Annotated in this window: 23 protein-coding genes; 12 read left to right on the top strand and 11 right to left on the bottom strand. The window is 56.8% G+C overall.

Annotated features, from left to right (window positions below; all coding sequences use genetic code 11):
* Window position 1: 1 nt before the first annotated feature.
* The 4 genes from GFB49_RS10120 to deoD all read left to right on the top strand — a co-directional run bounded on the left by GFB49_RS10120 (window position 2) and on the right by deoD (window position 6,163).
* Window positions 2-2,209, top strand: coding sequence for a PAS-domain containing protein (locus GFB49_RS10120; protein ID WP_425505204.1), 2,208 nt, complete (start codon window positions 2-4; stop codon window positions 2,207-2,209).
* Between the two features lie 771 nt (window positions 2,210-2,980).
* Window positions 2,981-5,005, top strand: coding sequence for a methylmalonyl-CoA mutase family protein (locus GFB49_RS10115; RefSeq protein ID WP_343032544.1), 2,025 nt, complete (start codon window positions 2,981-2,983; stop codon window positions 5,003-5,005).
* Between the two features lie 112 nt (window positions 5,006-5,117).
* Window positions 5,118-5,435 (top strand): H-NS histone family protein, encoded by a 318-nt coding sequence (locus GFB49_RS10110; RefSeq protein ID WP_153215748.1) that lies wholly within the window; start codon window positions 5,118-5,120, stop codon window positions 5,433-5,435.
* A 20-nt stretch (window positions 5,436-5,455) separates the two neighbouring features.
* A complete protein-coding gene (gene deoD / locus GFB49_RS10105) occupies window positions 5,456-6,163 on the top strand; it encodes a purine-nucleoside phosphorylase (protein ID WP_153215747.1) in 708 nt (235 codons plus the stop codon).
* A 138-nt stretch (window positions 6,164-6,301) separates the two neighbouring features.
* Here deoD and GFB49_RS10100 read toward each other — a convergent pair whose 3' ends face one another.
* The gene (locus GFB49_RS10100; RefSeq protein ID WP_153215746.1) at window positions 6,302-7,078 is read right to left on the bottom strand and encodes a nuclear transport factor 2 family protein; all 777 of its coding nucleotides are present in this window, start codon (window positions 7,076-7,078) and stop codon (window positions 6,302-6,304) included.
* 93 nt (window positions 7,079-7,171) lie between these two features.
* On the opposite strand from GFB49_RS10100, the gene GFB49_RS10095 reads away from it, so the two are divergent.
* Entirely contained in the window at window positions 7,172-7,540 is a 369-nt protein-coding gene (locus GFB49_RS10095; RefSeq protein ID WP_153215745.1) for a winged helix-turn-helix transcriptional regulator, read from the top strand.
* Window positions 7,541-7,855: 315 nt separating this feature from the next.
* Here the strand turns inward: GFB49_RS10095 and GFB49_RS10090 are convergent, their stop codons facing one another.
* The 9 genes from GFB49_RS10090 to GFB49_RS10050 form a co-directional block, all read right to left on the bottom strand.
* Window positions 7,856-8,173, bottom strand: coding sequence for a hypothetical protein (locus GFB49_RS10090; RefSeq protein WP_153215744.1), 318 nt, complete (start codon window positions 8,171-8,173; stop codon window positions 7,856-7,858).
* Window positions 8,174-8,336: 163 nt separating this feature from the next.
* On the bottom strand, window positions 8,337-9,116 hold the full coding sequence (locus GFB49_RS10085; protein WP_153215743.1) for a succinate dehydrogenase iron-sulfur subunit: 780 nt from the start codon (window positions 9,114-9,116) through the stop codon (window positions 8,337-8,339).
* 12 nt (window positions 9,117-9,128) lie between these two features.
* Window positions 9,129-10,937 (bottom strand): succinate dehydrogenase flavoprotein subunit, encoded by a 1,809-nt coding sequence (sdhA, locus tag GFB49_RS10080; RefSeq protein WP_153215742.1) that lies wholly within the window; start codon window positions 10,935-10,937, stop codon window positions 9,129-9,131.
* A gap of 24 nt (window positions 10,938-10,961) precedes the next feature.
* Window positions 10,962-11,333 carry a succinate dehydrogenase, hydrophobic membrane anchor protein gene (gene sdhD, locus GFB49_RS10075; RefSeq protein WP_153215741.1) on the bottom strand — a complete coding sequence of 124 codons (372 nt, stop codon included), beginning with the start codon at window positions 11,331-11,333 and terminating at the stop codon, window positions 10,962-10,964.
* Window positions 11,334-11,343: 10 nt separating this feature from the next.
* Window positions 11,344-11,727 (bottom strand): succinate dehydrogenase, cytochrome b556 subunit, encoded by a 384-nt coding sequence (gene sdhC, locus GFB49_RS10070; protein ID WP_153215740.1) that lies wholly within the window; start codon window positions 11,725-11,727, stop codon window positions 11,344-11,346.
* Window positions 11,728-12,218: 491 nt separating this feature from the next.
* A complete protein-coding gene (locus GFB49_RS10065) occupies window positions 12,219-13,250 on the bottom strand; it encodes a MaoC family dehydratase (RefSeq protein WP_153215739.1) in 1,032 nt (343 codons plus the stop codon).
* Window positions 13,250-13,453, bottom strand: coding sequence for a DUF1737 domain-containing protein (locus GFB49_RS10060; protein ID WP_153215738.1), 204 nt, complete (start codon window positions 13,451-13,453; stop codon window positions 13,250-13,252). Before GFB49_RS10060 ends, GFB49_RS10065 begins: the two co-directional genes overlap by 1 nt.
* Window positions 13,454-13,476: 23 nt before the next feature.
* Entirely contained in the window at window positions 13,477-14,025 is a 549-nt protein-coding gene (locus tag GFB49_RS10055) for an NnrU family protein (protein WP_153215737.1), read from the bottom strand.
* A 34-nt stretch (window positions 14,026-14,059) separates the two neighbouring features.
* Complete coding sequence (locus GFB49_RS10050; protein ID WP_153215736.1) at window positions 14,060-14,914, bottom strand: HpcH/HpaI aldolase/citrate lyase family protein; 855 nt, start codon at window positions 14,912-14,914, stop codon at window positions 14,060-14,062.
* 338 nt (window positions 14,915-15,252) lie between these two features.
* Between GFB49_RS10050 and GFB49_RS10045 the strand changes: the two genes are divergently transcribed.
* Window positions 15,253-15,573 carry a hypothetical protein gene (locus tag GFB49_RS10045; RefSeq protein ID WP_153215735.1) on the top strand — a complete coding sequence of 107 codons (321 nt, stop codon included), beginning with the start codon at window positions 15,253-15,255 and terminating at the stop codon, window positions 15,571-15,573.
* A gap of 418 nt (window positions 15,574-15,991) precedes the next feature.
* Window positions 15,992-16,954, top strand: a complete 963-nt coding sequence (mdh, locus tag GFB49_RS10040) for a malate dehydrogenase (RefSeq protein ID WP_153215734.1) — start codon at window positions 15,992-15,994, stop codon at window positions 16,952-16,954.
* A 91-nt stretch (window positions 16,955-17,045) separates the two neighbouring features.
* Here the strand turns inward: mdh and GFB49_RS10035 are convergent, their stop codons facing one another.
* Entirely contained in the window at window positions 17,046-18,086 is a 1,041-nt protein-coding gene (locus GFB49_RS10035) for a glycosyltransferase family 2 protein (RefSeq protein ID WP_194269308.1), read from the bottom strand.
* Window positions 18,087-18,657: 571 nt separating this feature from the next.
* Here GFB49_RS10035 and sucC point away from each other — a divergent pair.
* The 5 genes from sucC (at window position 18,658) to GFB49_RS10010 (ending at window position 22,620) form a co-directional block, all read left to right on the top strand.
* Window positions 18,658-19,851 carry an ADP-forming succinate--CoA ligase subunit beta gene (gene sucC / locus GFB49_RS10030; protein WP_153215732.1) on the top strand — a complete coding sequence of 398 codons (1,194 nt, stop codon included), beginning with the start codon at window positions 18,658-18,660 and terminating at the stop codon, window positions 19,849-19,851.
* Window positions 19,852-19,854: 3 nt separating this feature from the next.
* Window positions 19,855-20,361, top strand: a complete 507-nt coding sequence (locus GFB49_RS10025) for a hypothetical protein (RefSeq protein WP_153215731.1) — start codon at window positions 19,855-19,857, stop codon at window positions 20,359-20,361.
* A gap of 3 nt (window positions 20,362-20,364) precedes the next feature.
* A complete protein-coding gene (locus tag GFB49_RS10020) occupies window positions 20,365-21,204 on the top strand; it encodes a glycosyltransferase family 25 protein (protein ID WP_153215730.1) in 840 nt (279 codons plus the stop codon).
* Between the two features lie 18 nt (window positions 21,205-21,222).
* The gene (gene sucD, locus GFB49_RS10015; protein ID WP_153215729.1) at window positions 21,223-22,107 is read left to right on the top strand and encodes a succinate--CoA ligase subunit alpha; all 885 of its coding nucleotides are present in this window, start codon (window positions 21,223-21,225) and stop codon (window positions 22,105-22,107) included.
* Between the two features lie 237 nt (window positions 22,108-22,344).
* Window positions 22,345-22,620, top strand: a complete 276-nt coding sequence (locus GFB49_RS10010) for a hypothetical protein (protein WP_153215728.1) — start codon at window positions 22,345-22,347, stop codon at window positions 22,618-22,620.
* Window positions 22,621-22,627 lie beyond the last annotated feature (7 nt).

The following is a 22,627-nucleotide window of genomic DNA, read 5'->3' as shown; positions in this document are numbered from 1 at the left end:
GATGAACATGCTGATCAACCCAGAAGACTCGCTGGAACGGCAGAACGAAAAGCTGTTGCGCATTGTCGAAACCTTGATGCGTCGGGTCGAACAGGACACCGATGCATCGGGGCTGGCCTATACCCAGTTTCAGCGCGCCGTCATGCTGGAAGAGGAAGTGCGCAGCCGCACCCAGGATCTGGAACGGGCGCTGGATCTTTTGAACCAATCCAACGCCGCACTAACCCAGGCCAACCGCGAAACCGAAGCCGCGCGGTCCAACCTCGCCAATGCCATTGAAACGGTGCAAGAAGGCTTTGCCCTGTTCAACTCACAAGAAGAACTGGTGATGTGCAACAGCCGCTTTGGCATGCACATGCCCGACATCCGCAGCCACTTCAAACCGGGCCTGCCGTTTGAGGCCTATGTGGACCATGTCTCCCGCAGCCGGTTTCTGGCCTTGCCGCGCAAAGAATGCCCGCGCGATTGGGCGGCCAAACGGATGGAGCGTCACCGCGACGTCAGCGTCATTTTCAACGTGCGCCTCATTGGAAATCGCTGGGTCCAGGTCAGCGAACACCGCACCTCGGACGGCGGTACCGTTATTCTGCAGACCGATGTCTCGGACATTATGCGGCTGGAACGCAAAGAGCGCGAAAGACTTTTGGACGATCAATCCCGCCTCATTCAGGCCACGCTGGAACATCTGAAACAGGGTGTCTGCATGTTTGATGCACCGGGGCGACTGGTCGGCTGGAACCGCCGCATCGGTGAGCTGCTGTCGATCCCCGCCAGCCGGTTTCACATCGGCAGCCGGTTTGAAACGATCTTCAGCCAACTGCGGCGCGGTTTTGCTTTTCTGGGTCAGTTTTCCGGCGCCGACCTTGAGGAATGGGTCAACGGCAGCACCGGACGCAGCCCTCTGACCTTTGAGATCCGCGGCTCCGACGATCGCTTTCTGACAGTGTTCCTGCAAGAGATGCCGGACGGTGGCTTTGTGATCAGCTTCACCGATATCACCGCCGAACGTCAGGCCATCCGCACCATGACCGAGGCCAAAGAAACTCTGGAACAACGGGTTCTGGAACGCACGCTTGAGCTACAGGACGCGCTAAGCGATGCGGAACGGGCCAATGCGTCCAAGTCCCGCTTTGTGGCGGCTGCCTCCCATGATCTGCTGCAACCTTTGTCGGCGGCCAAATTGTATCTGGCAACGGTCGAACAGGAAGTTCCCCAGGACCGCGCGCGTGGTCTTTTGAACAAAGCGGGCAGCGCCCTGCAAAGCGTGGAAAGCATTCTGGAAGCACTGCTGGATATTTCAAAACTGGATTCAAAACAGGCCAGCGTCCATATCTCCGCCGTACCACTGCAGCAAATTCTGCGCCAACTGCGGGATGAACTCGCGCACCGCGCCGTCGAAAAAGGGCTGGACTTTCGTGTCTTGCCAACCTCTGCCGTGGTCATGAGCGATCCGACCTATCTGCGCCGGATCCTCCAGAACCTGATCTCGAACGCCTTACGTTACACAGATCGGGGCAAGGTTCTGGTTGGCGTGCGCCGCTTGGGCAATCGGGTACGTGTCGAGGTCTGGGATACCGGCCCCGGTATTGACGAGACTGAGCACAACAAGATCTTTACCGAGTTTCACCGCGTCCACGCCACAGCCAGCGCCGCCGACGGGCTGGGGCTGGGTCTGGCCATCGTGGAACGGGCCTGTCGCTTACTGAACCATCCGATCTGTCTGGAGTCTGCTTTGGGACGGGGCACGATGTTTTCCGTCGAATTACCACGAGCCAAGGAAAAATGGGCGACACCGCTGCCAGAAGCGACACGTGCACCCGTTGGAGAAGAAGACGCGTTTCTGGATCAGATCATCCTGTTGATCGAAAACGACAATGATCTGCGCAATGCGCTGTCGATCACCATTGAAAACTGGGGCGCCAGCGTGCTGCCCTGCCGGGGTGAGCAAGAGGCCTTTGACCTTTTGGAAGAAATTGGTGTGGTGCCGGACTTCATCGTGGCGGATGTGCAATTGGATGACGGCAAACTGGGCAGTGACGCAATTGCCAATCTGCGTCGGCGCTATGGCTATACACCCGCCTGTTTGATCACCGCAAACCGCGGTATGGATCTGGACACAGTTGCCGCCGACTTGGGCGCCAAGATCCTCTATAAACCCTTCGCGCCCGAGGAGCTTCGCGCGGTTCTGGAGGATGAAAGTTCTGCCTGATCCATGGCGGATTTTCTGTTGATGTTGTGCACGCCTGTCCCCAGTCTATCCCGCTTATGCACCAGCGGGCGGCTCTCATCTTTATCGACGTCAATAAATTCAGCAAGTGTCAAAGGTCCCACACCAAAATAATCCGTCGCCCGCAGAAACCCAAAGCTTAATCTAAAAACGAGTGCGAAAGGCTTTCACGAAACGAACTGCACTTTGCGCAACAGTAGAAGGGGCCGAAACTTCGGAATGCTTGGTTAAAGAAGTGCACAAGCCCATAGCTGAAGACCCATTCTTACTTAAGGGATGGAAGAAGTAAGTGTGCACATTACTTAATCCGTCAGATCTTGCCGACGTCGTTATCGCTGCCTCTATCTGCAACACATTTAAAACCCGCGATACACGAATGCTGAGGGAGCACTTCCCCAATAAAATCAAAACACCAATAAGCGGAACACTGCCAACCAAATGTACGCATAGGCCGCATTACGCCGTCAAGGAAACATTTCACAATGTCGCGACTTCATCTCTCGCAAAGCCATTTGCATAATCTTGTTAGCTAAATTTTGAAATATTGATGGCGATGCACATCTTTTTGGTAAGCATAATTAACAATTCGTTTACAAGCCGCCACGCCAATAAACGATAATTTCATTACTCTCCCAATGCGAGTAAAATGTGCATGTCCGCACCTTAAGCGCGCTTTTCGAGCAGGACTTCTGTCGCATATTCCGACTGCGCCGCAACGCAGCGAATTGACAAGGGTCTAAAATTACGATTTACATCACCCCAACGAAACAAAATTACCCTCCAGGATTCACGAGGTTCGCCATGTCGCAGACGCAGCACGAGAAGAAGACCGACCGCCCCTGGCTGATCCGCACCTATGCGGGCCATTCCACGGCAACCAAATCCAACGCGCTGTATCGCGCGAACCTGGCAAAGGGTCAGACCGGCCTGTCCGTGGCCTTCGATCTGCCAACCCAGACCGGCTATGACAGCGACCATGTCCTGGCCCGCGGTGAGGTCGGCAAAGTCGGCGTTCCTGTTTGTCACCTGGGGGATATGCGTACCCTGTTTGACCAGATCCCGCTGGAACAGATGAACACCTCGATGACCATCAACGCGACCGCACCCTGGCTCTTGTCGCTTTATGTTGCCGTGGCCGAGGAACAGGGCGCAGACACCACCAAGCTGCAGGGCACGGTCCAAAACGACCTGATCAAGGAATATCTGAGCCGCGGCACCTATATCTGCCCGCCAAAGCCCAGCCTAAAGATGATCGGCGATGTGGCGGAATACTGCTATCAGCACATCCCCAAATGGAACCCGATGAACGTCTGCTCTTATCACTTGCAAGAGGCTGGCGCGACACCGGAACAAGAGCTTGCCTTTGCGCTTGCCACCGCGCAGGCGGTTCTGGATGAGCTGAAACCCCGCGTTGCACCCGAAGATTTCCCGGCGCTGGTGGGGCGTATCTCCTTCTTTGTAAACGCAGGCATCCGCTTTGTGACCGAGATGTGCAAGATGCGCGCCTTTGTCGACCTCTGGGATGAGATCTGTCAGGAACGCTATTGTGTTGATAACCCCAAGTTCCGCCGCTTCCGCTATGGGGTGCAGGTGAACTCTTTGGGGCTGACCGAACAGCAGCCAGAGAACAACGTCTACCGCATCCTAATTGAAATGCTGGCGGTGACGCTGTCGAAAAAGGCCCGCGCCCGTGCGGTTCAGCTGCCCGCCTGGAACGAGGCCTTGGGCCTGCCGCGTCCCTGGGACCAGCAATGGTCCATGCGCATGCAGCAGATCATGGCCTATGAAACGGACCTACTGGAATATGGCGATCTGTTTGACGGCAACCCCGTGGTGGACGCCAAAGTCGAAGCGCTGAAAGACGGCGCGCGGGCGGAATTGGCAAACCTTGGCTCCATGGGCGGTGCCATTGAATCCATTGAATACATGAAATCCCGCCTGGTGGAATCCAACGCCGATCGCCTGAACCGGATCGAACGCGCGGAAACCATTGTGGTGGGCGTCAATAAATGGACCGAGGGCGAGCCTTCGCCGCTGCAGACCGAAGACGGCGGCATCATGGTTGTGGACCCCGCGGTTGAGGAAGAGCAGATCACCCGCCTAAATGCCTGGCGCAAGGATCGCGATGAAGCAGCTGTCACCGCCGCGCTCAAGGCCCTGCGGGAGGCGGCCCAAAGCGGTGCAAACATCATGCCACCCTCGATCGCAGCCGCCAAAGCAGGCGTCACCACAGGTGAATGGGCCGAAGAAATGCGCCGCGTCCACGGCATCTATCGTGGCCCCACCGGGGTCTCGGCCAGCGTGTCCAACAAGACTGAGAACCTCGAAGATCTGCGCGATCAGGTCGCCGCTGCCAGTGACAAATTGGGCCGCCGTCTCAAGTTTGTGATCGGCAAACCCGGCCTGGATGGCCATTCCAATGGCGCGGAACAAATTGCCTATCGCGCCCGCGATTGCGGAATGGACATCACCTATGACGGCATCCGCCTCACTCCCGAGGAATTGGTGCAATCCGCACAGGATGACAAAGCCCATGTTCTGGGGCTTTCGATTCTTTCTGGCAGCCATTTGCCATTGGTCCAGGAAACGCTTACACGCCTGCGCGATGCCGGAATGGAAAACCTTCCGGTGATTGTTGGTGGCATTATTCCGGATGAAGACGCCGCAAAACTCAAGGAAATGGGTGTTTCCCTCGTATTCACTCCAAAGAATTTTGAACTCAATTCTATGATGAGTGACATTACAAAGCTCGCCATTTCTGGGGAGGAAAAGAGTTAATCCGGGAAAAAAAGCGAAAAATTGCCAAATTAGTTGCTGAAATCCACTTCTGTTTTATTTCATAAAGCAGAGTACGTCATATATTATGACGGCACTAATTTGGAGACGACTAATGACAATCGATCTTTCGACTATGTCCAGAATGGAACTCGTAGAATTGCGAGGCAATCTGGACGAGGCGATCAAACACGCCGAAGAGCGTGAGCGCACCGAGGCTCTGCGCGCTGCAGAAGAAGCGGCGGCGAAATTCGGTTTCTCGCTGGAAGAGATCGCAGCAAGCGCACGCACATCTGCCAAAAAAGGCAAAGCGGCGCCTAAATATCGCAACCCGGAAAACCCGGATGAAACCTGGAGCGGGCGCGGACGCAAACCGCATTGGGTTCATGCGGCGCTGACAGCGGGTGTGGATATCTCGGACTTGGAAATCTAAACCCAATTCTGAGGTAATTCATGACCATTCATATTGGGGCCGCCCCTGGCGATATCGCCGAGACGGTTTTAATGCCAGGGGACCCCTACCGCGCCAAATGGGCGGCAGAGACCTTTCTGCAGGATGCACGCCTGGTCAATGACGTGCGCGGCATGTTGGGATATACCGGCACCTGGAACGGCCACGTGGTCACGATCCAAGGCAGCGGCATGGGAATGCCGTCGCTGTCGATCTACGCCAACGAGCTGATCCGCGATTTCGGGGCAAAGACCCTGATCCGCATCGGCTCATGCGGTGGCATGCAGCCCTCCGTGAAGGTGCGCGATGTCATTATCGCGATGACAGCGACAACCGTGGGCTCCCCCTCGGACAGCATCTTTCGCGAGGTGAATTTTGCCCCCTGCGCGGACTGGAACCTGTTGCAGGCTGCAGCCCAAGCCGCCAAAGGCTTGGACGTCGGGGTTCACATCGGGGGAATTTATTCCTCGGATACTTTCTATGATGAACGTCCCGATCTCAATGAACAGATGGTGCGCCACGGCATCCTGGGTGTTGAGATGGAAGCCGCCGAGCTTTATACGCTTGCGGCCCGCCACGGCGCCCGCGCCCTGGCTGTTCTGACCGTGTCCGACCATCTGCAAACGGGCGAGGCACTGCCATCAGATCAACGCGAACGCAGCTTTGGCGACATGGTCGACATCGCGCTTAAAGCGGCATTTGCCAGTTAAAAATGCCAAGGCAGCCACCACTCAGGCTGCCTTGGGCCTCATTGCGGGGTAAGGTCGGCAGGTCGCCTAATACATTTCCCCTCAACAAAACCGCCTGCACAACGCACAGGCGGGACGGTTCATACCTCAGGGTAGGACTTAGAACTTTCCGTTGTCATGGGCAAACTCGGTTGGGATTTCGGACACCACATCCCAATGTTCAACAATCTTGCCCGCGTCGACCCGGAACAGGTCAAAAAACGCGGTCGGCTGATCGCCGAATTTTCCCTCGGCCGCGGTAAAGACAAAATTGCCCTCGGCCACCACCAGATGCACCTGGTCATATTTCACCTGCAGCCCCTGTTCGGCAAAGGCAGCAAAAGCCGCGCCCAGCCCCTCCAGCCCATCGGCCACATGGGGGTTGTGCTGATGATAGGTCTCGGTCGAGATATAGTCCGTGATCGTCTCTGGTGCCTTGCCAAGCAAAACCGCATCCACAAACCCTTCGACCAGCGCCTTGTTTTCGGCGGTTTTCTCCTGGTCCACAATCTCGGTCGGGCCATCCACCATCGACCGTCCTGATGCGGTTTCTGACGCAGGGACCAGAGGTTGCAGATTGTCCCAATGCTCTGCCACTTTGCCGTTTTCGACCCGGAACACGTCAAAGGCCACCAGCTTCTCGGCGCCAAAGGCCTGGGCGTTTTCATAGGTCGAGTGCAGCACCACCAGATCGCCTTCGGCCAGAACCCGATGCGGCACACCCGTCAAACCCATCTCCTGCAAGGCAGGCACAAATCCCAAAATCGCCTCTGCACCCGTGGGAACGGCTGGATTGTGTTGAATATAATCCGGCGCCAGCAGCTCTCTTGCGGCATCCACATCGTAGTTCCCAAACAGCGCCGTCACCGCCGCCAATACAATTTCCTTCACAGCCATTTTCGCTCTCCTGTTCCGCGTATGGTCACTTGATGGCTCATGTGGTATCAATTCCGCACCAGGCGTCAATTACGCACCTTAAGGAGACCAGGTATGGCCAAGGATACCGCCCCCGAACCCAAAACCGGCGATTGCCCCGTGCGCAATGTATTGAACCGGGCACTGGGCAAATGGCATATGCTGATCCTTTATGAGCTGTCGCGCGGTCCCCTGCGTTTCAATGCGCTGCGCCGCGCCATTGGCGATGTGACCCAACGCGTACTCACGGAAAACCTGCGCAACCTGGAACGGGACGGCTATCTCACCCGCGATGTGGACCCCGGCCCTCCGGTGGCCGTGACCTATACACTCACCCCTCTGGGACATGAACTGGCAAACCTGCAAAAAGGATTGATGAGCTGGGCGGTGACCCGGCTTCCGGACGTGGAGGACGCCCGCGCCACCTATGACGCCCGCACCTAAATGGGTGTTGCACAGCCTGCGCACGCCGCGCTGTCGGCCTGTTAACCCGCCTCCGACATAATGACAGACGTAGCTACATCGGAGATCCGGCCCGTTCCCCAAGACCACCTCTTCATTGGGTGCAGGGCAGCTCCCCCAAGGAAATGCATCACATGGGAGGGGGCCTCACCCGGCCCCAGCCACCTCTCCGCCCCACTCACGGCGGCCGCCTTCTTATTCGCCTGACGTTGAGGCAGACGCCTGACACAGCCCCGAAGCAAATCGACGCCCACACTGAACAGTGCGCGGCGGTATTTCTGCTGCCCCGGCGAAACGTTACAGAAACCGCGTCGCATCAAATGGGATGAGCACCCCGTGTTCCACGCGTGTTTCCGCCGCGCCTTCAAGCTTGGACTTTCCATTCCAAACGGGAACCACCGTCACCGCATCCTCATGCGTTTCAACAACCCGGTAAACCAGGCCGATTTTATAGGGCGTCATACGAAGTTCCGACGGATCAAATTGGTTAAGGTACTCGGTCCTGACATTCTTCTCACGCTTGCTCAGGAACCAAAAGAGCACCACCAGAACAACGGCAAGTACTCCAAAAAACAGAACATAACCCTCTAAATTCAGCGCAACAATTCCGTTCATGGTGCATACTATCCATTCTTAGCATTCAAAATTCACGTCAAATGCTCCCGTGTTTGTCAACGGGAAGCAACAGCTTACGTTCAAATGTGCCTGCCCCTCTAAATACAAAAAAACCCCACATGCCGGAACATGCGGGGATCTTTGAGATCTTCTGTCGCAGCACTTAATGCGCGCGTTCGACCATCATCTGTTTGATATGCGCAATCGCCTTGGCCGGGTTCAGACCTTTAGGGCAGGTTTTTGCACAGTTCATGATGGTGTGGCAGCGATAGAGTTTGAACGGGTCTTCCAGATTGTCCAAACGCTCACCGGTGGCCTCGTCACGGCTGTCGATCAGCCAACGATAGGCATGCAGCAAGGCTGCGGGGCCGAGGTATTTGTCGCCATTCCACCAGTAGCTCGGGCAAGAGGTCGAGCAGCTGGCGCACATCACACATTCATAAAGACCATCCAGTTTCTTACGGTCCTCAATGGACTGCTTCCACTCTTTTGCCGGGCGGTTGGTCTTGGTCTCCAGCCACGGCATGATCGACGCGTGCTGCGCGTAGAAATGTGTCAGATCTGGGATCAGGTCTTTGACCACCGGCATATGCGGCAGCGGATAGATCTTCACGTCACCCTTCACTTCATCCAGACCATAGATACAGGCCAGCGTGTTGATGCCGTCGATATTCATCGCACAGGAGCCACAGATCCCTTCGCGGCAGGAGCGGCGGAAGGTCAGGGTTGGGTCGATCTCATTCTTGATCTTGATCAGCGCGTCCAGGATCATGGGACCACATTTGTCCATGTCCAGGAAGTAAGTGTCCAAGCTCGGATTTTTGCCGTCATCCGGGTTCCAGCGATAGATCTGGAACTTGCGCACATTGGTGGCACCTGCCGGTTTCGGCCAGGTCTTGCCCACGGTGATGCGGGAATTCTTTGGGAGTGTAAATTCGGCCATCTCGAAATCTCCTTAGAATGTCCGCGCCTTAGGCGCGATTTTGGCCAGCGAGATGCCGCCTTCGTCTTCGGTGGTGAGCGGATCCAGAACAACCGGGCGGAAGCTGAGGTCGACCTTGTTGCCGTCCACGCGGGTGACCGAGTGTTTGCGCCAATCGGTGTCGTCGCGCTCGGCATAATCCTCATGCGCGTGCGCACCGCGGGACTCTTTACGTGCCTCAGCGCCAACAATGGTGGCCAGCGCATTGGGCATCAGGTTGTCCAGCTCCAGCGTCTCCATCAGGTCCGAGTTCCAGACCAGCGAGCGGTCGGTGACCTTCAGATCATCCATCTTGGCCGCAATGGCGGTCATCTTCTCAACACCCTCTTCCAGGGTCTTGTTGGTGCGGAACACGGCAGCGTCAGACTGCATGGTCTTCTGCATTTCCAGACGCAGCTCAGCGGTTGCCATGGAACCATTTGCATTGCGCAGCGCGTCGAACCGGTCAAACGCCTTGTCGATCGAGGCCTGGTTCAAAACCGGGTTCGGTGCGTTTTTGTCAACCACTTCACCCGCCCGGATCGAGGCCGCGCGGCCAAAGACAACAAGGTCGATCAAGGAGTTAGAGCCCAAACGGTTGGCCCCATGAACCGAGGCACAGCCCGCTTCGCCCGCAGCCATCAGACCCGGTACAACGGCGTTTGGATCGTCATTGGTCGGGTTCAGAACCTCACCCCAATAGTTGGTTGGGATACCGCCCATGTTATAGTGCACGGTTGGCAGAACCGGGATCGGCTCTTTGGTGACGTCCACACCGGCAAAGATCTTGGCGCTTTCCGAGATCCCCGGCAGACGTTCCGCCAGCGCATCGGCCGGCAGGTGGCTGAGGTTCAGGTGAATGTGATCGCCATGTTCGCCCACACCGCGGCCTTCGCGGATCTCCATGGTCATGGAGCGCGAGACATAGTCGCGCGGCGCCAGATCTTTATAGTTCGGCGCGTAACGTTCCATAAAACGCTCGCCTTCGGAGTTGGTCAGATACCCCCCCTCTCCGCGTGCGCCTTCGGTGATCAGACAGCCTGAGCCATAGATGCCGGTCGGGTGGAACTGCACAAATTCCATATCCTGCAGCGCCAGGCCCGCACGGGCCACCATGCCACCCCCGTCACCGGTGCAGGTGTGCGCCGAGGTTGCCGAGAAATAGGCACGACCATAACCGCCTGTCGCCAGCACTACCATCTTGGCGTTGAAGACATGCATGGTGCCATCGTCCAGCTTCCAGCAGACAACACCCTGACATTGGCCATCCTCGGACATGATCAGGTCGATGGCGAAATATTCGATATAGAATTCAGCCTGGTTTTTGACCGACTGACCATAAAGCGTGTGCAAGATCGCGTGACCGGTCCGGTCCGCCGCCGCACAGGTCCGCTGAACCGGCGGGCCTTCACCAAACTCGGTGGTGTGACCGCCAAAGGGGCGCTGGTAGATCTTGCCCTCTTCGGTGCGCGAAAACGGCACGCCGTAATGCTCCAGCTCATAAACCGCCTTGGGCGCTTCGCGGGCCAGATATTCCATCGCGTCGGTGTCACCCAACCAGTCAGAGCCCTTGACGGTGTCATACATATGCCACTGCCAATTGTCGGGGCCCATATTGGACAGAGACGCCGCGATACCACCCTGCGCCGCAACGGTGTGCGAGCGGGTCGGGAACACTTTGGTTACACAAGCGGTGCGCAGGCCCTGTTCGGCCATGCCCAGTGTCGCCCGCAAACCAGCACCACCTGCGCCTACGACAACGACGTCGTATTCGTGGGTTTCATATTCATATGCTGCTGTCATTGTTCTTGTTCCTTATCCCGCGGCTTACAGGGCAATTTTGACGAGGGCAAAAAGACCCGCGGCAATGATTGTGTAAGCAAAGGCGCCAACGGCGATCCGCGCCAATTTCTCGGCGACGCCGTGCATGTAATCTTCGATCGCAACCTGCGCCTCATGCATCACATGCAGCGTGATCACAACCAGACCAAGCCCGGTGATCAGAGCCGGAACAGGACGGCTGAAATAGGCGATCACCTCGTCATAAGTGCCGCCGATTCCCAGGCCCAGGGTGATCACAAACAAGGGCACCAGCGGCACCAGCAGAATTGAGCTAACCATCATCTGCCAGTGGTGATGCGTGCCATTACCGCTCGCACCAAGGCCTTGCGCCCGTTTACGGTCCGTCAAATATCGCATTGCTCGCTCCTCACACCACAATCATGGTGAACACTGTCAGGACGGTGGCACCGATAAACATGCCCAATCCCATTTTCTCGGAAATCTCAACTTCCAGGCAGTAGCCAAAGTCCCAGATCACGTGACGCAGACGGCCCAGCATGTGGTACCACAGCGCCCAGGTGCCGCCGAGCAGCATCAGATCGCCAAACCAGCTGCGCATAAACCCGTCAATGCCGGAAAACGCCTCGGCAGAGGTCGAAGCCGCCAACAGCCACCACGCAACAAACAGCCCCAGCGCCAGCACAGCAATCCCTGTGATGCGCACCATGATGGAGGATCCTGACGTCATTTGCGGGCGATAAATGGTCAAATGGGGCGATAGCGGGCGATTGCCCCGATTCACATCGGCCATGTTGGCTCCTTTCCGGTTAGCTGTGCACGTTTTACCGGATTTTTGCGTGCTGTCACGCTAAGGCCGAGTAAATTTTGCATTGCAGCACGGCTGTTGGCGCTAAAAAATTTTGATTGTGATCACAGCGTCACTTTAAGTGATCACAAACCGTCAGGCAGGGCGCATTGGATCAGAATCAATTCCGCAAAGGCCACAGCGAACAGGCGCCACATACGTAAGCCATGCAGACCTTATTGTAAAATACGCACGGCTCCCCGACAAAACCACTCAGAAACCTGGTGTTTTCCCCCCGCCGCACGGCGTGATCGCCTCGATACTAGGCCGCGACAAGGTTTAAATTTTGATGAAAAGCGCACGCCCTAAAAGAGTGCGACCAATGGATTGCAGCAACCGCCCTGCCGCTTTCACTTTTTCAGAAATACTTCGGGGGTGAGCGCCAAAGGCGCGAGGGGGCTGGCCCCCTCTCCTTCCTTTTCCCCATAAGGCAGCCGTCAAACGGGCATCAATGCCCAGTAATCCAGATCCAACAGAACCTCTGGTTTATATTTGCCATCCTCGCCTTTGAGCGCAAAAGCGTCCCCACCCGAGGTTGCCACCAATCGCAGACGAATGGCGCCCACACCAGGCGCGGATGTCTCGGCCTTGTCCAGCACTTCGGACCAGGCGCGGATGGTTGTACCCGACAGGCACGGGTTGGCATGCGCCCCGCCGTTCAGCCCCACAATCATCTGTGCATTGGCAAGACCGTTAAATGACAGCGCCCGCGCCATGGAGATCACATGACCCCCATAAATCAGCCGGGTTCCATCGGGGCGGGCGGTGCTGTCAAAATGCACCTTGGCGGTGTTCTGCCACAGGCGGGTGGCCAGCATATGTTCGGCCTCTTCCACAGTGACGCCGTCCACGTGGTCGATGGTTTCGCCAATCTCGTAATCTCCCCAGCGATGCGTCTCACCCGCCAGATCAAAATCATACTTGCTGAAGTCCAGGCCCGCGGGGATCACCAGATCCGCGGGGTCAATCACCTTGCTCAGCTCGGGGATCACAGTCTCTGGCGCCGGGGCATCCAGATTGCCTTTGCGCACCATGACCCAGCGAACATAGTCCATGACCACATCATCATTCTGGTTCAGACCGCGCGTGCGCACATAGACCACGCCGGATTTCCCGTTGGAGTTCTGTTTGACCCCGATCACCTCAGACTCGGATCTGAGCGTATCACCTTCATAGACCGGCAGATGCCAGCGCCCCTCGGCATATCCAAGGTTTGCCACCGCATTCAGCGAGACATCCGGAACCGTCTTGCCAAAGACGATATGAAACGCCGCCAGATCATCCAGCGGCGCTTTGGGCAGACCAACCGCGCGCGCAAATTCATCCGAAGAATAAAGCGCATGACGCGCCGGATAGAGCGCGTGATACAGCGCCCGCTCGCCACCGGATACGGTGCGCGGCACGGCGTGTTTGATCACATCGCCCACAGAATAATCTTCGAAAAAACGGCCCGGATTGGTCTTTGCCATCAGTGCTCTCCTAATTTGGTGTCAGGGGTATAGGTGCCCTCCACCTCTTTCACCACGGCTTGGCCACAGCGCATGATGCCATTGGCGGCATCATAGGCATAGGTGGGATCACCGTGCAGTTCCCAGCCCTTGTTCAGGGCGGCGGTCACTTTGTGACAAAAGGCAGAAGTGTCGTCTTCGCTCAAAAACCGATAAAGTTTCATGTCGTTAGCCTCCTAAAGCCCGCTTAGCCGCCAAATGGCGATGGGCCGACAAGCCCGTGCACATAGCCAATGGCGCCCAGCAGGACAATCGAGGCCACCAGGAACATCCCGTCCTTGGCCAATGTCCCCTTGGGTCCCGGTGTCCAATTGGGTTCGGCGCGGTTGATCACCTTGATCTCCACCACGGCCCAGACCAGCATCGAGCCAAAGAGCAGGAAGGAGGCCATATCCCAGTTGACCAGAAGATGCGCCACCGCCCAGAGGCCAAACCCCATCAGCATCGGGTGGCGCATTCCGTTCATCAGCGCGCCTTTTTTCGGGGCCGGGCTCATCATAAAGAGGGCGATCAGCACCAGAAGGTTGTTGATCCCTTTGAGCGCCGCATTTGGGGCAGCCAGGTCATAGACCTCGGCCGATCTATAGCCCAGCACCATCAACACGATGCTGGCGACCAGAGCCAGGGCCACCAGCCCTTTGCCCCTGTCGCCCAATTGGTCACGCGCGGCTGGGGCCAGCCGTTTGAACAGATGAGCCGCCCACCAGAGCAGGATGCCTAAGACAAGAAGTGCCATGTCAGTCTCCGCAGAATGTAAATCTGCTCAACACTTAGGCCTCAAGCGCCGCGATTGCATCTGCTTTGCCAAGAATTTCACGGGCTGTGGCCACATGGAGGTTTTCGACAATTTTACCATCCACAACAGCAACCCCCTGCCCTGCGGCTTCGGCCTCTTCAAAGGCGGCGATCTGGCGGCGGGCCAGCTCAATTTCTTCGTCGGACGGGGCAAAGGCGGCATTGGCCACATCAACCTGCGCCGGGTGGATCAGCGTCTTGCCGTCCATGCCCATGTCACGCCCTTGGGCGCATTCGGCGGCCAGGCCTTCGGCGTCCTTAAAGGCGTTATAGACACCATCGACGATGATCTTGCCTTCGGCCTTGGCCGCCAAGAGGCACAGAGACAGCCCCCCCATCAACGGCAGGCGATCCGGACGAAAACGCGTTTGCAACTCTTTCGCCAGATCATTGGTGCCCATCACCAGCCCCGCAAGCTTGGGGTGGGCCGCGATGGCGGCCGCGTTTAACATGCCGCGCGGGGTTTCCATCATCGCCCACAGCGCAATGTCACCGGTGATTTCGGCCAGCGCGTCCAGATCTGCGGGGCTGTCGACCTTGGGCAGCAGGATCGCGTCGCATCCCATCTGCGCCGCCGCCTCGGCATCTGCGCGGCCCCATTCGGTATCAAGCCCGTTGATGCGCACAATCTTGACCCGTGCGCCATATCCACCAGCCGCCAGTGCTTCGGCCAATGTAGCGCGGGCGTTTTCCTTTTCTTCCAGCGAGACCGCATCTTCGAGATCAAAGATGATCGCATCCACTGGCAGGCCACGCGCCTTGTCCAACGCCCGTGGTTTGGAGCCCGGAATATACAGAACAGAACGGTAAGGACGGTTGCGCGAAGCCATGAATCTCTCCCACGAAGTCATAAAGTTGCTGAATTGCTAACCTGTGAGAAATAAGATTTCAACTCGATTTCTTCTGCGATGCAGAAATTTTGTGCGAAAAACCAACATTTCCCACATGTATTATGGTGTTTCGGGAGGCGCGCGCGCGTCGTTAACTAGTTTTCAGGGTCTTCCTGAGACAGTTTTAGGACGGAACCGAATATGTTGCATCGACCACGTGCAGGCGGATCCGTTGGCAGGAAAACCCTGCCTATTCGTCAAACCGGTCTGTTTGCGAAGCGTAACGGGGGGCGTGGAATGCACCTTTGTCGACGGCCGTTCCTGAAAGGGTAAAGCCCATGAAGAAGACGACTATGACTGCAATCGCCGCGCTGGTCTCAACTGTTTGGACCGCGCAGACTGTTGAGGCCCAATCTTCGGGTCGAAACTGTGCACCACGCGAAGTGGTGGTTCAGCGCCTGGCCGAGAAATACGGCGAAAGCCGAAAAAGCATTGGCATCGGCCAACAAGGCACCGTGATGGAGACCTTTGCGTCCGAGGACACCGGCACCTGGACCATCACCGTGACCATGCCGACCGGTGTGACCTGTTTGGTGGCTTCGGGCCAATCCTATGAGACGTTGGCCGAAGTTCTGCCCGAACAGGAAAAAGACGCGTAGGATGACGCAAGCGTGACCGCCGTTTTGCCCCGGCCCCAAGTGGCTGGCGGCTGACGGGGCATGCGCTGCATTGCGGCGCAATTGTTCGAATTAAACGCATGTGGAACACCGCACAAATCGAGCGGAATAGCCAAAAGATTCGCCCCAACCGGCCGGTGATTTGAGTGCCGCGTCAGGATGATAGCGTATGACTGCCCCGGTGTTTTCGCGAATGACTTGTAGAAAAACGCAAAAAATTCGCGGCTCTGCTAAATCCTCCTGCAGCGCAGAAAATACTTTATTTGCAGATTCTTTTGTCGTCTGATGGATTGCAACTCAGAGGGTTTGAATAGGATTGCACGTGGCTGCGCCCTTGCGCCACGCGACGTAAGCCCTTAGGCATCCACGTGACTTTCAACCGGACCGGAGATATATTCCAATGGCTCGACCCAAAATTGCCCTTATCGGCGCAGGCCAAATCGGCGGCACCCTGGCACACCTCGCAGCCCTGAAAGAACTTGGCGACGTTGTTCTCTTTGACATCGCAGAAGGCACCCCCGAAGGCAAAGCGCTGGACATCGCTGAATCTGGTCCGTCGGAAGGCTTTGACGCATCGCTGAAAGGCACCCAGGATTACGCCGACATCGCAGGCGCAGATGTTGTGATCGTAACCGCAGGTGTCCCGCGCAAGCCGGGCATGAGCCGCGACGATCTGCTGGGCATCAACCTCAAGGTTATGAAATCCGTTGGCGAAGGCATCCGCGACAACGCGCCGGACGCTTTTGTGATCTGCATCACCAACCCGCTGGACGCGATGGTTTGGGCTCTGCAGCAGTTCTCTGGCCTGCCCGCACATAAAGTTTGCGGCATGGCGGGTGTTCTGGACTCAGCCCGTTTCCGCCACTTCCTGGCCGAAGAATTCAACGTCTCCATGAAAGACGTTACCGCATTTGTTCTGGGTGGTCACGGCGACACTATGGTGCCTTCGGTCCGTTATTCGACCGTTGCAGGCATCCCGCTGCCGGATCTGGTCAAAATGGGCTGGACCACACAAGAGAAACTGGACGCGATTGTTCAGCGTACCCGTGATGGCGGTGCCGAAATCGTTGGCCTGCTGAAAACCGGCTCTGCCTATTACGCTCCGGCGACCTCGGCGATTGAGATGGCTGAATCTTACCTGAAAGACCAAAAGCGCGTTCTGCCATGTGCCGCATACTGCACCGGCGAGATCGGCGTGAAGGACATGTATGTTGGCGTTCCGACCGTGATCGGCGCAGGCGGCATCGAGAAGATCGTCGACATCACCCTGACCAAAGAAGAGCAGGAAATGTTCGACAACTCTGTGAACGCGGTCAAAGGCCTGGTTGACGCCTGCAAAGGCATCGACAGCTCGCTGGCATAAGCGACCGCCTGAAAGATTGAAAAACAGCCAGAGCTTGGACGGCTCTGGCTGTTTTTTTGTGTTCGTTTGAGCCGCAAAGGCGCGCGCGGCTCTAAGCGGGTTCCGCTTCTTTATCGGAGGTGTCGAGGTTGGCAGCCTTGCCGAATACATCCCCTTTGGCCTGCAATTTAACCAGCTCTTGGTCGATTGCAGCGGGTGAGAAATCAACCTTGTGACCTGGAAATTCCTTTGCCACAGCCTGAGTGATGTTGAAGGTTCGCGGCAACAGTTTGCGTGCCTTCAACAGCAAGAAGATCTGGCGCAGGCTGAGCATCTTGGTTGCTTTGAAAATCTCATCCTGCAAAGGCACGTCTTCGCGCGCTTCCCAAGTGTCCACAATCTGATTGATCCGCGCCTTGTTCTTCCGCTTGAGCAGCTTGCCACGCGGCGCCTTAAGCAACATCTTGTTGACCCAGTGGTTGCGGGTAAAACCGTCGAAATGCAGCAGGGAAAACCCGTCAAACGTGGCGCGAATGTTTTGCTCTTCCTGCCCTTCGGGCAACACCGCATAATGCAACAGCATGTCCAACCCCTTGCCAACACGAGAGATGGATTTGCCGTTGTTATAACCGGCCACGCCAAAGTTCAGATAGCGCACGTTGGCGCCATAAACCCGCGTGGTCAACGCATTGCGGCGGTTTTCCAGCGGCACACGGAAAAGACCGCCATAGACATTGCGCACCGGCAGGCCACGAATTTGCGCGCGTTCGGCATTCCACATGGTGACCGTCAGGATTTCCTCGGGCTGCGCCTTCAGAAACTCCATAAGCTGCGGAACATTGGTCATGAACTCATCCGCATCGATATGCGCGATCCAGTCGCTTTTTGAATGCGCATAGGCCCATCGCGCATTTGCCTTTTGTCGAATGCGAAAATCGCGGGGGCGACGGCTATCATGTTCGTTGCGCCAATAGGCAACATCGCAATTGATCACTTTGACCCGTGGTTTGTCTGCAACCAAGGCTTCGAACTCAGCGTCCGGCGCATCAAGGCAAAGCCAAATCGTTGATGCCCCCTGCTGCAAGTGATGGGCGACAAACGCCAAAAGAACTGATGTAGGCTCACGCGCAGTCGTAACGACATCCCAAGTCACCAAGTGAAATCTCCAATAATTTTTGCGGCATCCGCACGAGACTGTGCCAATCTAAAACCGCGACTCAACATCCTTCGCGTTATACCCAAGCCCGGCCGAGATGGCAGAGCAAAGAAACGCACAGAGGCCAAAGCTTTCGGGGTGTCACCAATGTTCCTCAGGTCCAAAAAAGAGCGGACATTGCCCCAAGCGGCGGATCTCTTTCACTTTGCCTGATATGGAAAATTGGGCATATTACCTCTGAAAGATGCTTGGGTTGCGCGTGCGCCATGCGTGCAGCGCGTCTGTGTAGTCGCGGCAGCTTGGTTACATACGCTTGCAACCAAACATGCGTAGCACCACAAAAAAGCAGGCGCCACACCCTGGGTGACCTCTTTACAAGCCGAAACGGAAGTTCGAATCATGTTAGCGGACACGTGAACTGGCTATGTGATCACACCCGAAAAAACCGTGATCACAAAATCAAAAAATCTTCGATATTTATTGCTCGGCTGTCAGAAAAACCTTTAACCCTTTGTCATATCCAGTCTCAATACAAACGGACAATTGTAGCCAGACGGGACAGTTTCTCATGAACATCCATGAATATCAGGCCAAGGCCCTTTTGAAGAGCTACGGCGCACCAGTATCTGAAGGTCGCGCTGTACTGAAAGCAGAAGACGCCAAAACCGCAGCCGGTGAGCTGGACGGCCCTCTTTGGGTTGTAAAAGCGCAGATCCACGCAGGTGGTCGCGGCAAAGGCTCTTTTAAAGAGGCCGACGCGGGCGAAAAAGGCGGTGTACGCCTGACCAAATCGGTCGAAGAAGCGGCTGAGGAAGCCAAGAAGATGCTGGGCCGCACCCTGGTCACGCATCAGACTGGCCCGGCGGGCAAGCAGGTCAACCGGATCTATATCGAAGCAGGTTCTGGCATCCAGACCGAGCTGTACCTGGCGCTGCTGGTCGATCGCCAGACCTCGCGCATTTCCTTTGTTTGCTCCACCGAGGGTGGCATGGACATCGAAGAGGTTGCCGAGAGCACCCCTGAGAAGATCCTGTCGTTCTCTGTTGATCCGGCCACCGGTTACCAGCCGTATCACGGCCGCCGCATCGCCTTCTCCCTGGGCCTGGAAGGCACACAGGTCAAGGAATGCGTCAAGCTGATGGGTCAGCTGTACCAAGCCTTCGTTGAGAAGGACATGGAGATGCTGGAGATCAACCCGCTGATCGTAACCGACACCGGTACGCTCAAGGTTCTGGACGCGAAGCTGGGCTTTGACGGCAACGCGGTCTACCGCCACGCCGATATCGCAGCTCTGCGCGACGAGACCGAAGAAGACCCCAAAGAGCTGGAAGCGTCGAAATACGACCTGAACTACATCGCGCTTGATGGTGAAATCGGCTGTATGGTGAACGGTGCAGGTCTGGCGATGGCCACAATGGACATCATCAAACTCTATGGTGCTGAGCCTGCGAACTTCCTTGATGTTGGTGGCGGTGCGACCAAAGAGAAAGTGACCGAGGCGTTCAAGATCATCACCTCTGACCCGAACGTCAAAGGCATCCTGGTCAACATCTTTGGTGGCATCATGCGCTGCGACGTGATCGCGGAAGGCGTGATTGCGGCTGTAAAAGAAGTTGGTCTCGAAGTACCGCTGGTTGTACGTCTGGAAGGCACCAATGTTGAGCTCGGCAAAGAGATCATCAACAACTCTGGCCTGGACGTCATCGCAGCGGACAACCTGTCTGACGGTGCCGAGAAAATCGTGAAGGCGGTTAAGGGTTAATCGTTGCAGATGTTGAAACCGTTACTTCTCGTTGCAGCACTTGTAGGTCTGGCTGCTTGCCAGACCACAACAAGTGTTCCTGTGCAAAACGATAACACTCCGCTCGAAGCTGTTCAGCCAATTTCCGCGGAACGTGCTGTTGCCCTCTTCAAGGCAACATGCGGTGCATCGTTGCCGAATTTTGCAAACCTGAAGTCCAAGTTGGTGCAGAACGGGTTTACTCATAAAGAACCGACTGGAACTGTTTTCAACATCCGCGAAGACGCTTCGGTAAAGCTTCTCAACGGCCCTGGCGCTGGTCGGTCCTGCTCTTTTGTATACGCGAGCCAACAGTCACGTGACGTGGCATTCGCTGCATATGAAAAAACCTTTGGACCGATTGCACAAACGCCACTTGGCCAGACTGCAGGCTACCAAAGCGGCGGCAAGACAACGCTTGTTTTGCTGACTGACCCCACGCGATCGAACGGATTGAATTACTTCAAGCTAAGCCTGTTGTCACAACGGTAACTTATGAAACTCGCGACGTATCTCATATCTCTGACCCGGGCGACCGGGCGACATGCCCAGATGGGCGTGACGCTTGCGGAGGCGCAGGTGGAGGCGGAATACGTCGAGGCGGTGGATTTGCAGGACACCCCGGAAGACAAGCTGTTGCAGCAGTGCAAGAGCTTTGGCCCCTGGGGTGTGTTTGCGCCGGGCAATATGGCCTGCACGCTGAGCCATGCAAAAGTCTGGGAGACTTTTCTGGCCTCGGATGCGGATGTGGCGCTGGTGCTGGAGGATGATGTCTTCCTGTCGCCGGAACTGCATCACTGGCTTGAGGACCTCAGCTGGTGGCCGGAAGGCTGCCAGATGGTCAGCCTGGAGTTCTGGCGCAGCAAATCAATGCGAGTTCTGTTGGGAGCGTCTTCACGCTCTCATCTGGGTCGCAAGATTGCGCCGATGTTGTCCCGCTACCCCGGTGCCGCTGGCTATATGCTGACGCGCAAAGGGGCCGAGGTTCTGCTGGGGCAGGCACCGTTTGACATGACGGTGGATGCGCTGTTGTTCAATCCGATGGTTTCCGCGCCTGCGCGGGATCTGAAGCCTTATCAAATCGCACCTGCCCTGATCAAACAGGGCAATACGCCTCCTGACGAAGACAGCTTTCTGGGGCATGCCGCGCGCAAGCCTTCGGGAGAGCTGTTGAAACGTCAAAAACGCCTGCGGGGCATCGCGGAATTAAAAGCCGTGCCCCTGCAACTCCTTCGTCTGGTCACGGGTCGCGCGCGTCTGGCGCGTGTGACCTATGCCGACCGGACATTCACCGACGACAGCGCGGCGGCTGCCGCACAGGCACAAACCGCATAATCGAAAGGAAGGGACATCATGGCAGTCCTCATCGACGAAAACACCAAAGTGATCTGTCAGGGCTTTACCGGCTCGCAGGGCACATTCCACTCTGAACAGGCCATCGCATATGGCACCAAAATGGTTGGCGGCGTCACCCCCGGCAAAGGCGGTCAGACCCACCTGAACCTGCCCGTGTTCAACTCTGTTCACGAAGCCAAGCACGTGACCGAAGCCAATGCATCCGTGATCTATGTTCCGCCGCCCTTCGCAGCTGACTCGATCCTGGAAGCGATTGACGCGGAAATGGAACTGATTGTCTGCATCACCGAAGGCATTCCGGTTCTGGACATGATGAAGGTAAAGCGCGCGCTGGAAGACAGCAAATCGCGCCTGATTGGCCCGAACTGCCCCGGCGTGATCACCCCTGATGCGTGCAAAATCGGCATTATGCCGGGCCACATCCACAAGCGCGGTTCCGTGGGCGTTGTGTCCCGTTCCGGCACCTTGACCTATGAAGCGGTAAAACAGACCGCAGACATCGGTCTGGGCCAGTCCACCGCTGTGGGCATCGGCGGCGACCCGATCAAAGGCACCGAGCACATCGACGTTCTGGACATGTTCCTGGACGATGATGAGACCACGTCGATCATCATGATCGGTGAAATCGGTGGTTCTGCTGAAGAAGAAGCGGCGGAATTCCTGGCCGAGCAGAAGAAAAAAGGCCGCTGGAAGCCGGTTGCTGGCTTCATCGCGGGCCGTACCGCCCCTCCGGGCCGTCGCATGGGTCACGCAGGCGCGATTGTTGCCGGTGGTAAAGGCGGCGCAGACGACAAGATCGAAGCGATGAAATCCGCTGGCATCGTTGTTGCTGACAGCCCTGCCGGTCTGGGCGAAGCTGTTCTGAAAGCGATCGGCAAGTAATGCCGAGCCGAGACTGTCCCTTTGACAGGCTCGACCTGAAGATTTGGGGTGGGCGTTTTGCGCCCGCCTCTGCCCCCATGCGGCGCAGCAATCAGCACGATCATGCTGCCAATCGGGCACAAGTGCCCTATTCGCAGCGCGATCCGGTCCGGGTTTCATTCTTCTGAAACCCCTTCAAGGCCACGCTGCCGCAATTGAACTGAAAAGATACGGTCCGAACCCGAACGAGGCACACCAATGACCAGGACAACTTGCTCCATTCGTATCTTAAATCCATTGCCCGTTGGAGCCGCCGCTTTTTGCTGTGTGCTGTTTTCCGTCACCTCAGCCGCTGCCATTACCGCGCCGCGTCAGGGGGTGCTGAACTTTGAACCCGGCACCAAGATCGAAGACATCAAAGCCCGGCTTGCCAATGAAATCTGCAAGGGCGCCGGTTCCATCACCATCACATCCGGACCGGAACCGGCCCTAGACCCGACCAAGGAACAGGTGACGTTTGAATGCAAACCCTGATCCGCGC

Source organism: Tritonibacter litoralis, assembly GCF_009496005.1.
Classification (GTDB): Bacteria; Pseudomonadota; Alphaproteobacteria; order Rhodobacterales; family Rhodobacteraceae; genus Epibacterium; species Epibacterium litoralis.
Note: the sequence above shows the minus strand (reverse complement) of the source record. Positions and strands in the feature narration are given on the sequence as shown.

Excerpts from the sequence above, each read along its gene's own strand:
- GFB49_RS10085 (WP_153215743.1), bottom strand. The coding sequence starts at position 9,116 with ATGGCCGAATTTACACTCCCAAAGAATTCCCGCATCACCGTGGGCAAG.
- sdhA (WP_153215742.1), bottom strand. The coding sequence starts at position 10,937 with ATGACAGCAGCATATGAATATGAAACCCACGAATACGACGTCGTTGTC.
- GFB49_RS10100 (WP_153215746.1), bottom strand. The coding sequence starts at position 7,078 with ATGGCTGTGAAGGAAATTGTATTGGCGGCGGTGACGGCGCTGTTTGGG.
- GFB49_RS10010 (WP_153215728.1), top strand. The coding sequence starts at position 22,345 with ATGACCAGGACAACTTGCTCCATTCGTATCTTAAATCCATTGCCCGTT.
- sucD (WP_153215729.1), top strand. The coding sequence starts at position 21,223 with ATGGCAGTCCTCATCGACGAAAACACCAAAGTGATCTGTCAGGGCTTT.
- sdhD (WP_153215741.1), bottom strand. The coding sequence starts at position 11,333 with ATGCGATATTTGACGGACCGTAAACGGGCGCAAGGCCTTGGTGCGAGC.
- GFB49_RS10045 (WP_153215735.1), top strand. The coding sequence starts at position 15,253 with ATGAAGAAGACGACTATGACTGCAATCGCCGCGCTGGTCTCAACTGTT.
- mdh (WP_153215734.1), top strand. The coding sequence starts at position 15,992 with ATGGCTCGACCCAAAATTGCCCTTATCGGCGCAGGCCAAATCGGCGGC.
- GFB49_RS10090 (WP_153215744.1), bottom strand. The coding sequence starts at position 8,173 with ATGAACGGAATTGTTGCGCTGAATTTAGAGGGTTATGTTCTGTTTTTT.
- sdhC (WP_153215740.1), bottom strand. The coding sequence starts at position 11,727 with ATGGCCGATGTGAATCGGGGCAATCGCCCGCTATCGCCCCATTTGACC.
- GFB49_RS10050 (WP_153215736.1), bottom strand. The coding sequence starts at position 14,914 with ATGGCTTCGCGCAACCGTCCTTACCGTTCTGTTCTGTATATTCCGGGC.
- GFB49_RS10055 (WP_153215737.1), bottom strand. The coding sequence starts at position 14,025 with ATGGCACTTCTTGTCTTAGGCATCCTGCTCTGGTGGGCGGCTCATCTG.
- GFB49_RS10095 (WP_153215745.1), top strand. The coding sequence starts at position 7,172 with ATGGCCAAGGATACCGCCCCCGAACCCAAAACCGGCGATTGCCCCGTG.
- sucC (WP_153215732.1), top strand. The coding sequence starts at position 18,658 with ATGAACATCCATGAATATCAGGCCAAGGCCCTTTTGAAGAGCTACGGC.
- GFB49_RS10060 (WP_153215738.1), bottom strand. The coding sequence starts at position 13,453 with ATGAAACTTTATCGGTTTTTGAGCGAAGACGACACTTCTGCCTTTTGT.
- GFB49_RS10020 (WP_153215730.1), top strand. The coding sequence starts at position 20,365 with ATGAAACTCGCGACGTATCTCATATCTCTGACCCGGGCGACCGGGCGA.
- GFB49_RS10110 (WP_153215748.1), top strand. The coding sequence starts at position 5,118 with ATGACAATCGATCTTTCGACTATGTCCAGAATGGAACTCGTAGAATTG.
- GFB49_RS10065 (WP_153215739.1), bottom strand. The coding sequence starts at position 13,250 with ATGGCAAAGACCAATCCGGGCCGTTTTTTCGAAGATTATTCTGTGGGC.
- GFB49_RS10120 (WP_425505204.1), top strand. The coding sequence starts at position 2 with ATGAACATGCTGATCAACCCAGAAGACTCGCTGGAACGGCAGAACGAA.
- deoD (WP_153215747.1), top strand. The coding sequence starts at position 5,456 with ATGACCATTCATATTGGGGCCGCCCCTGGCGATATCGCCGAGACGGTT.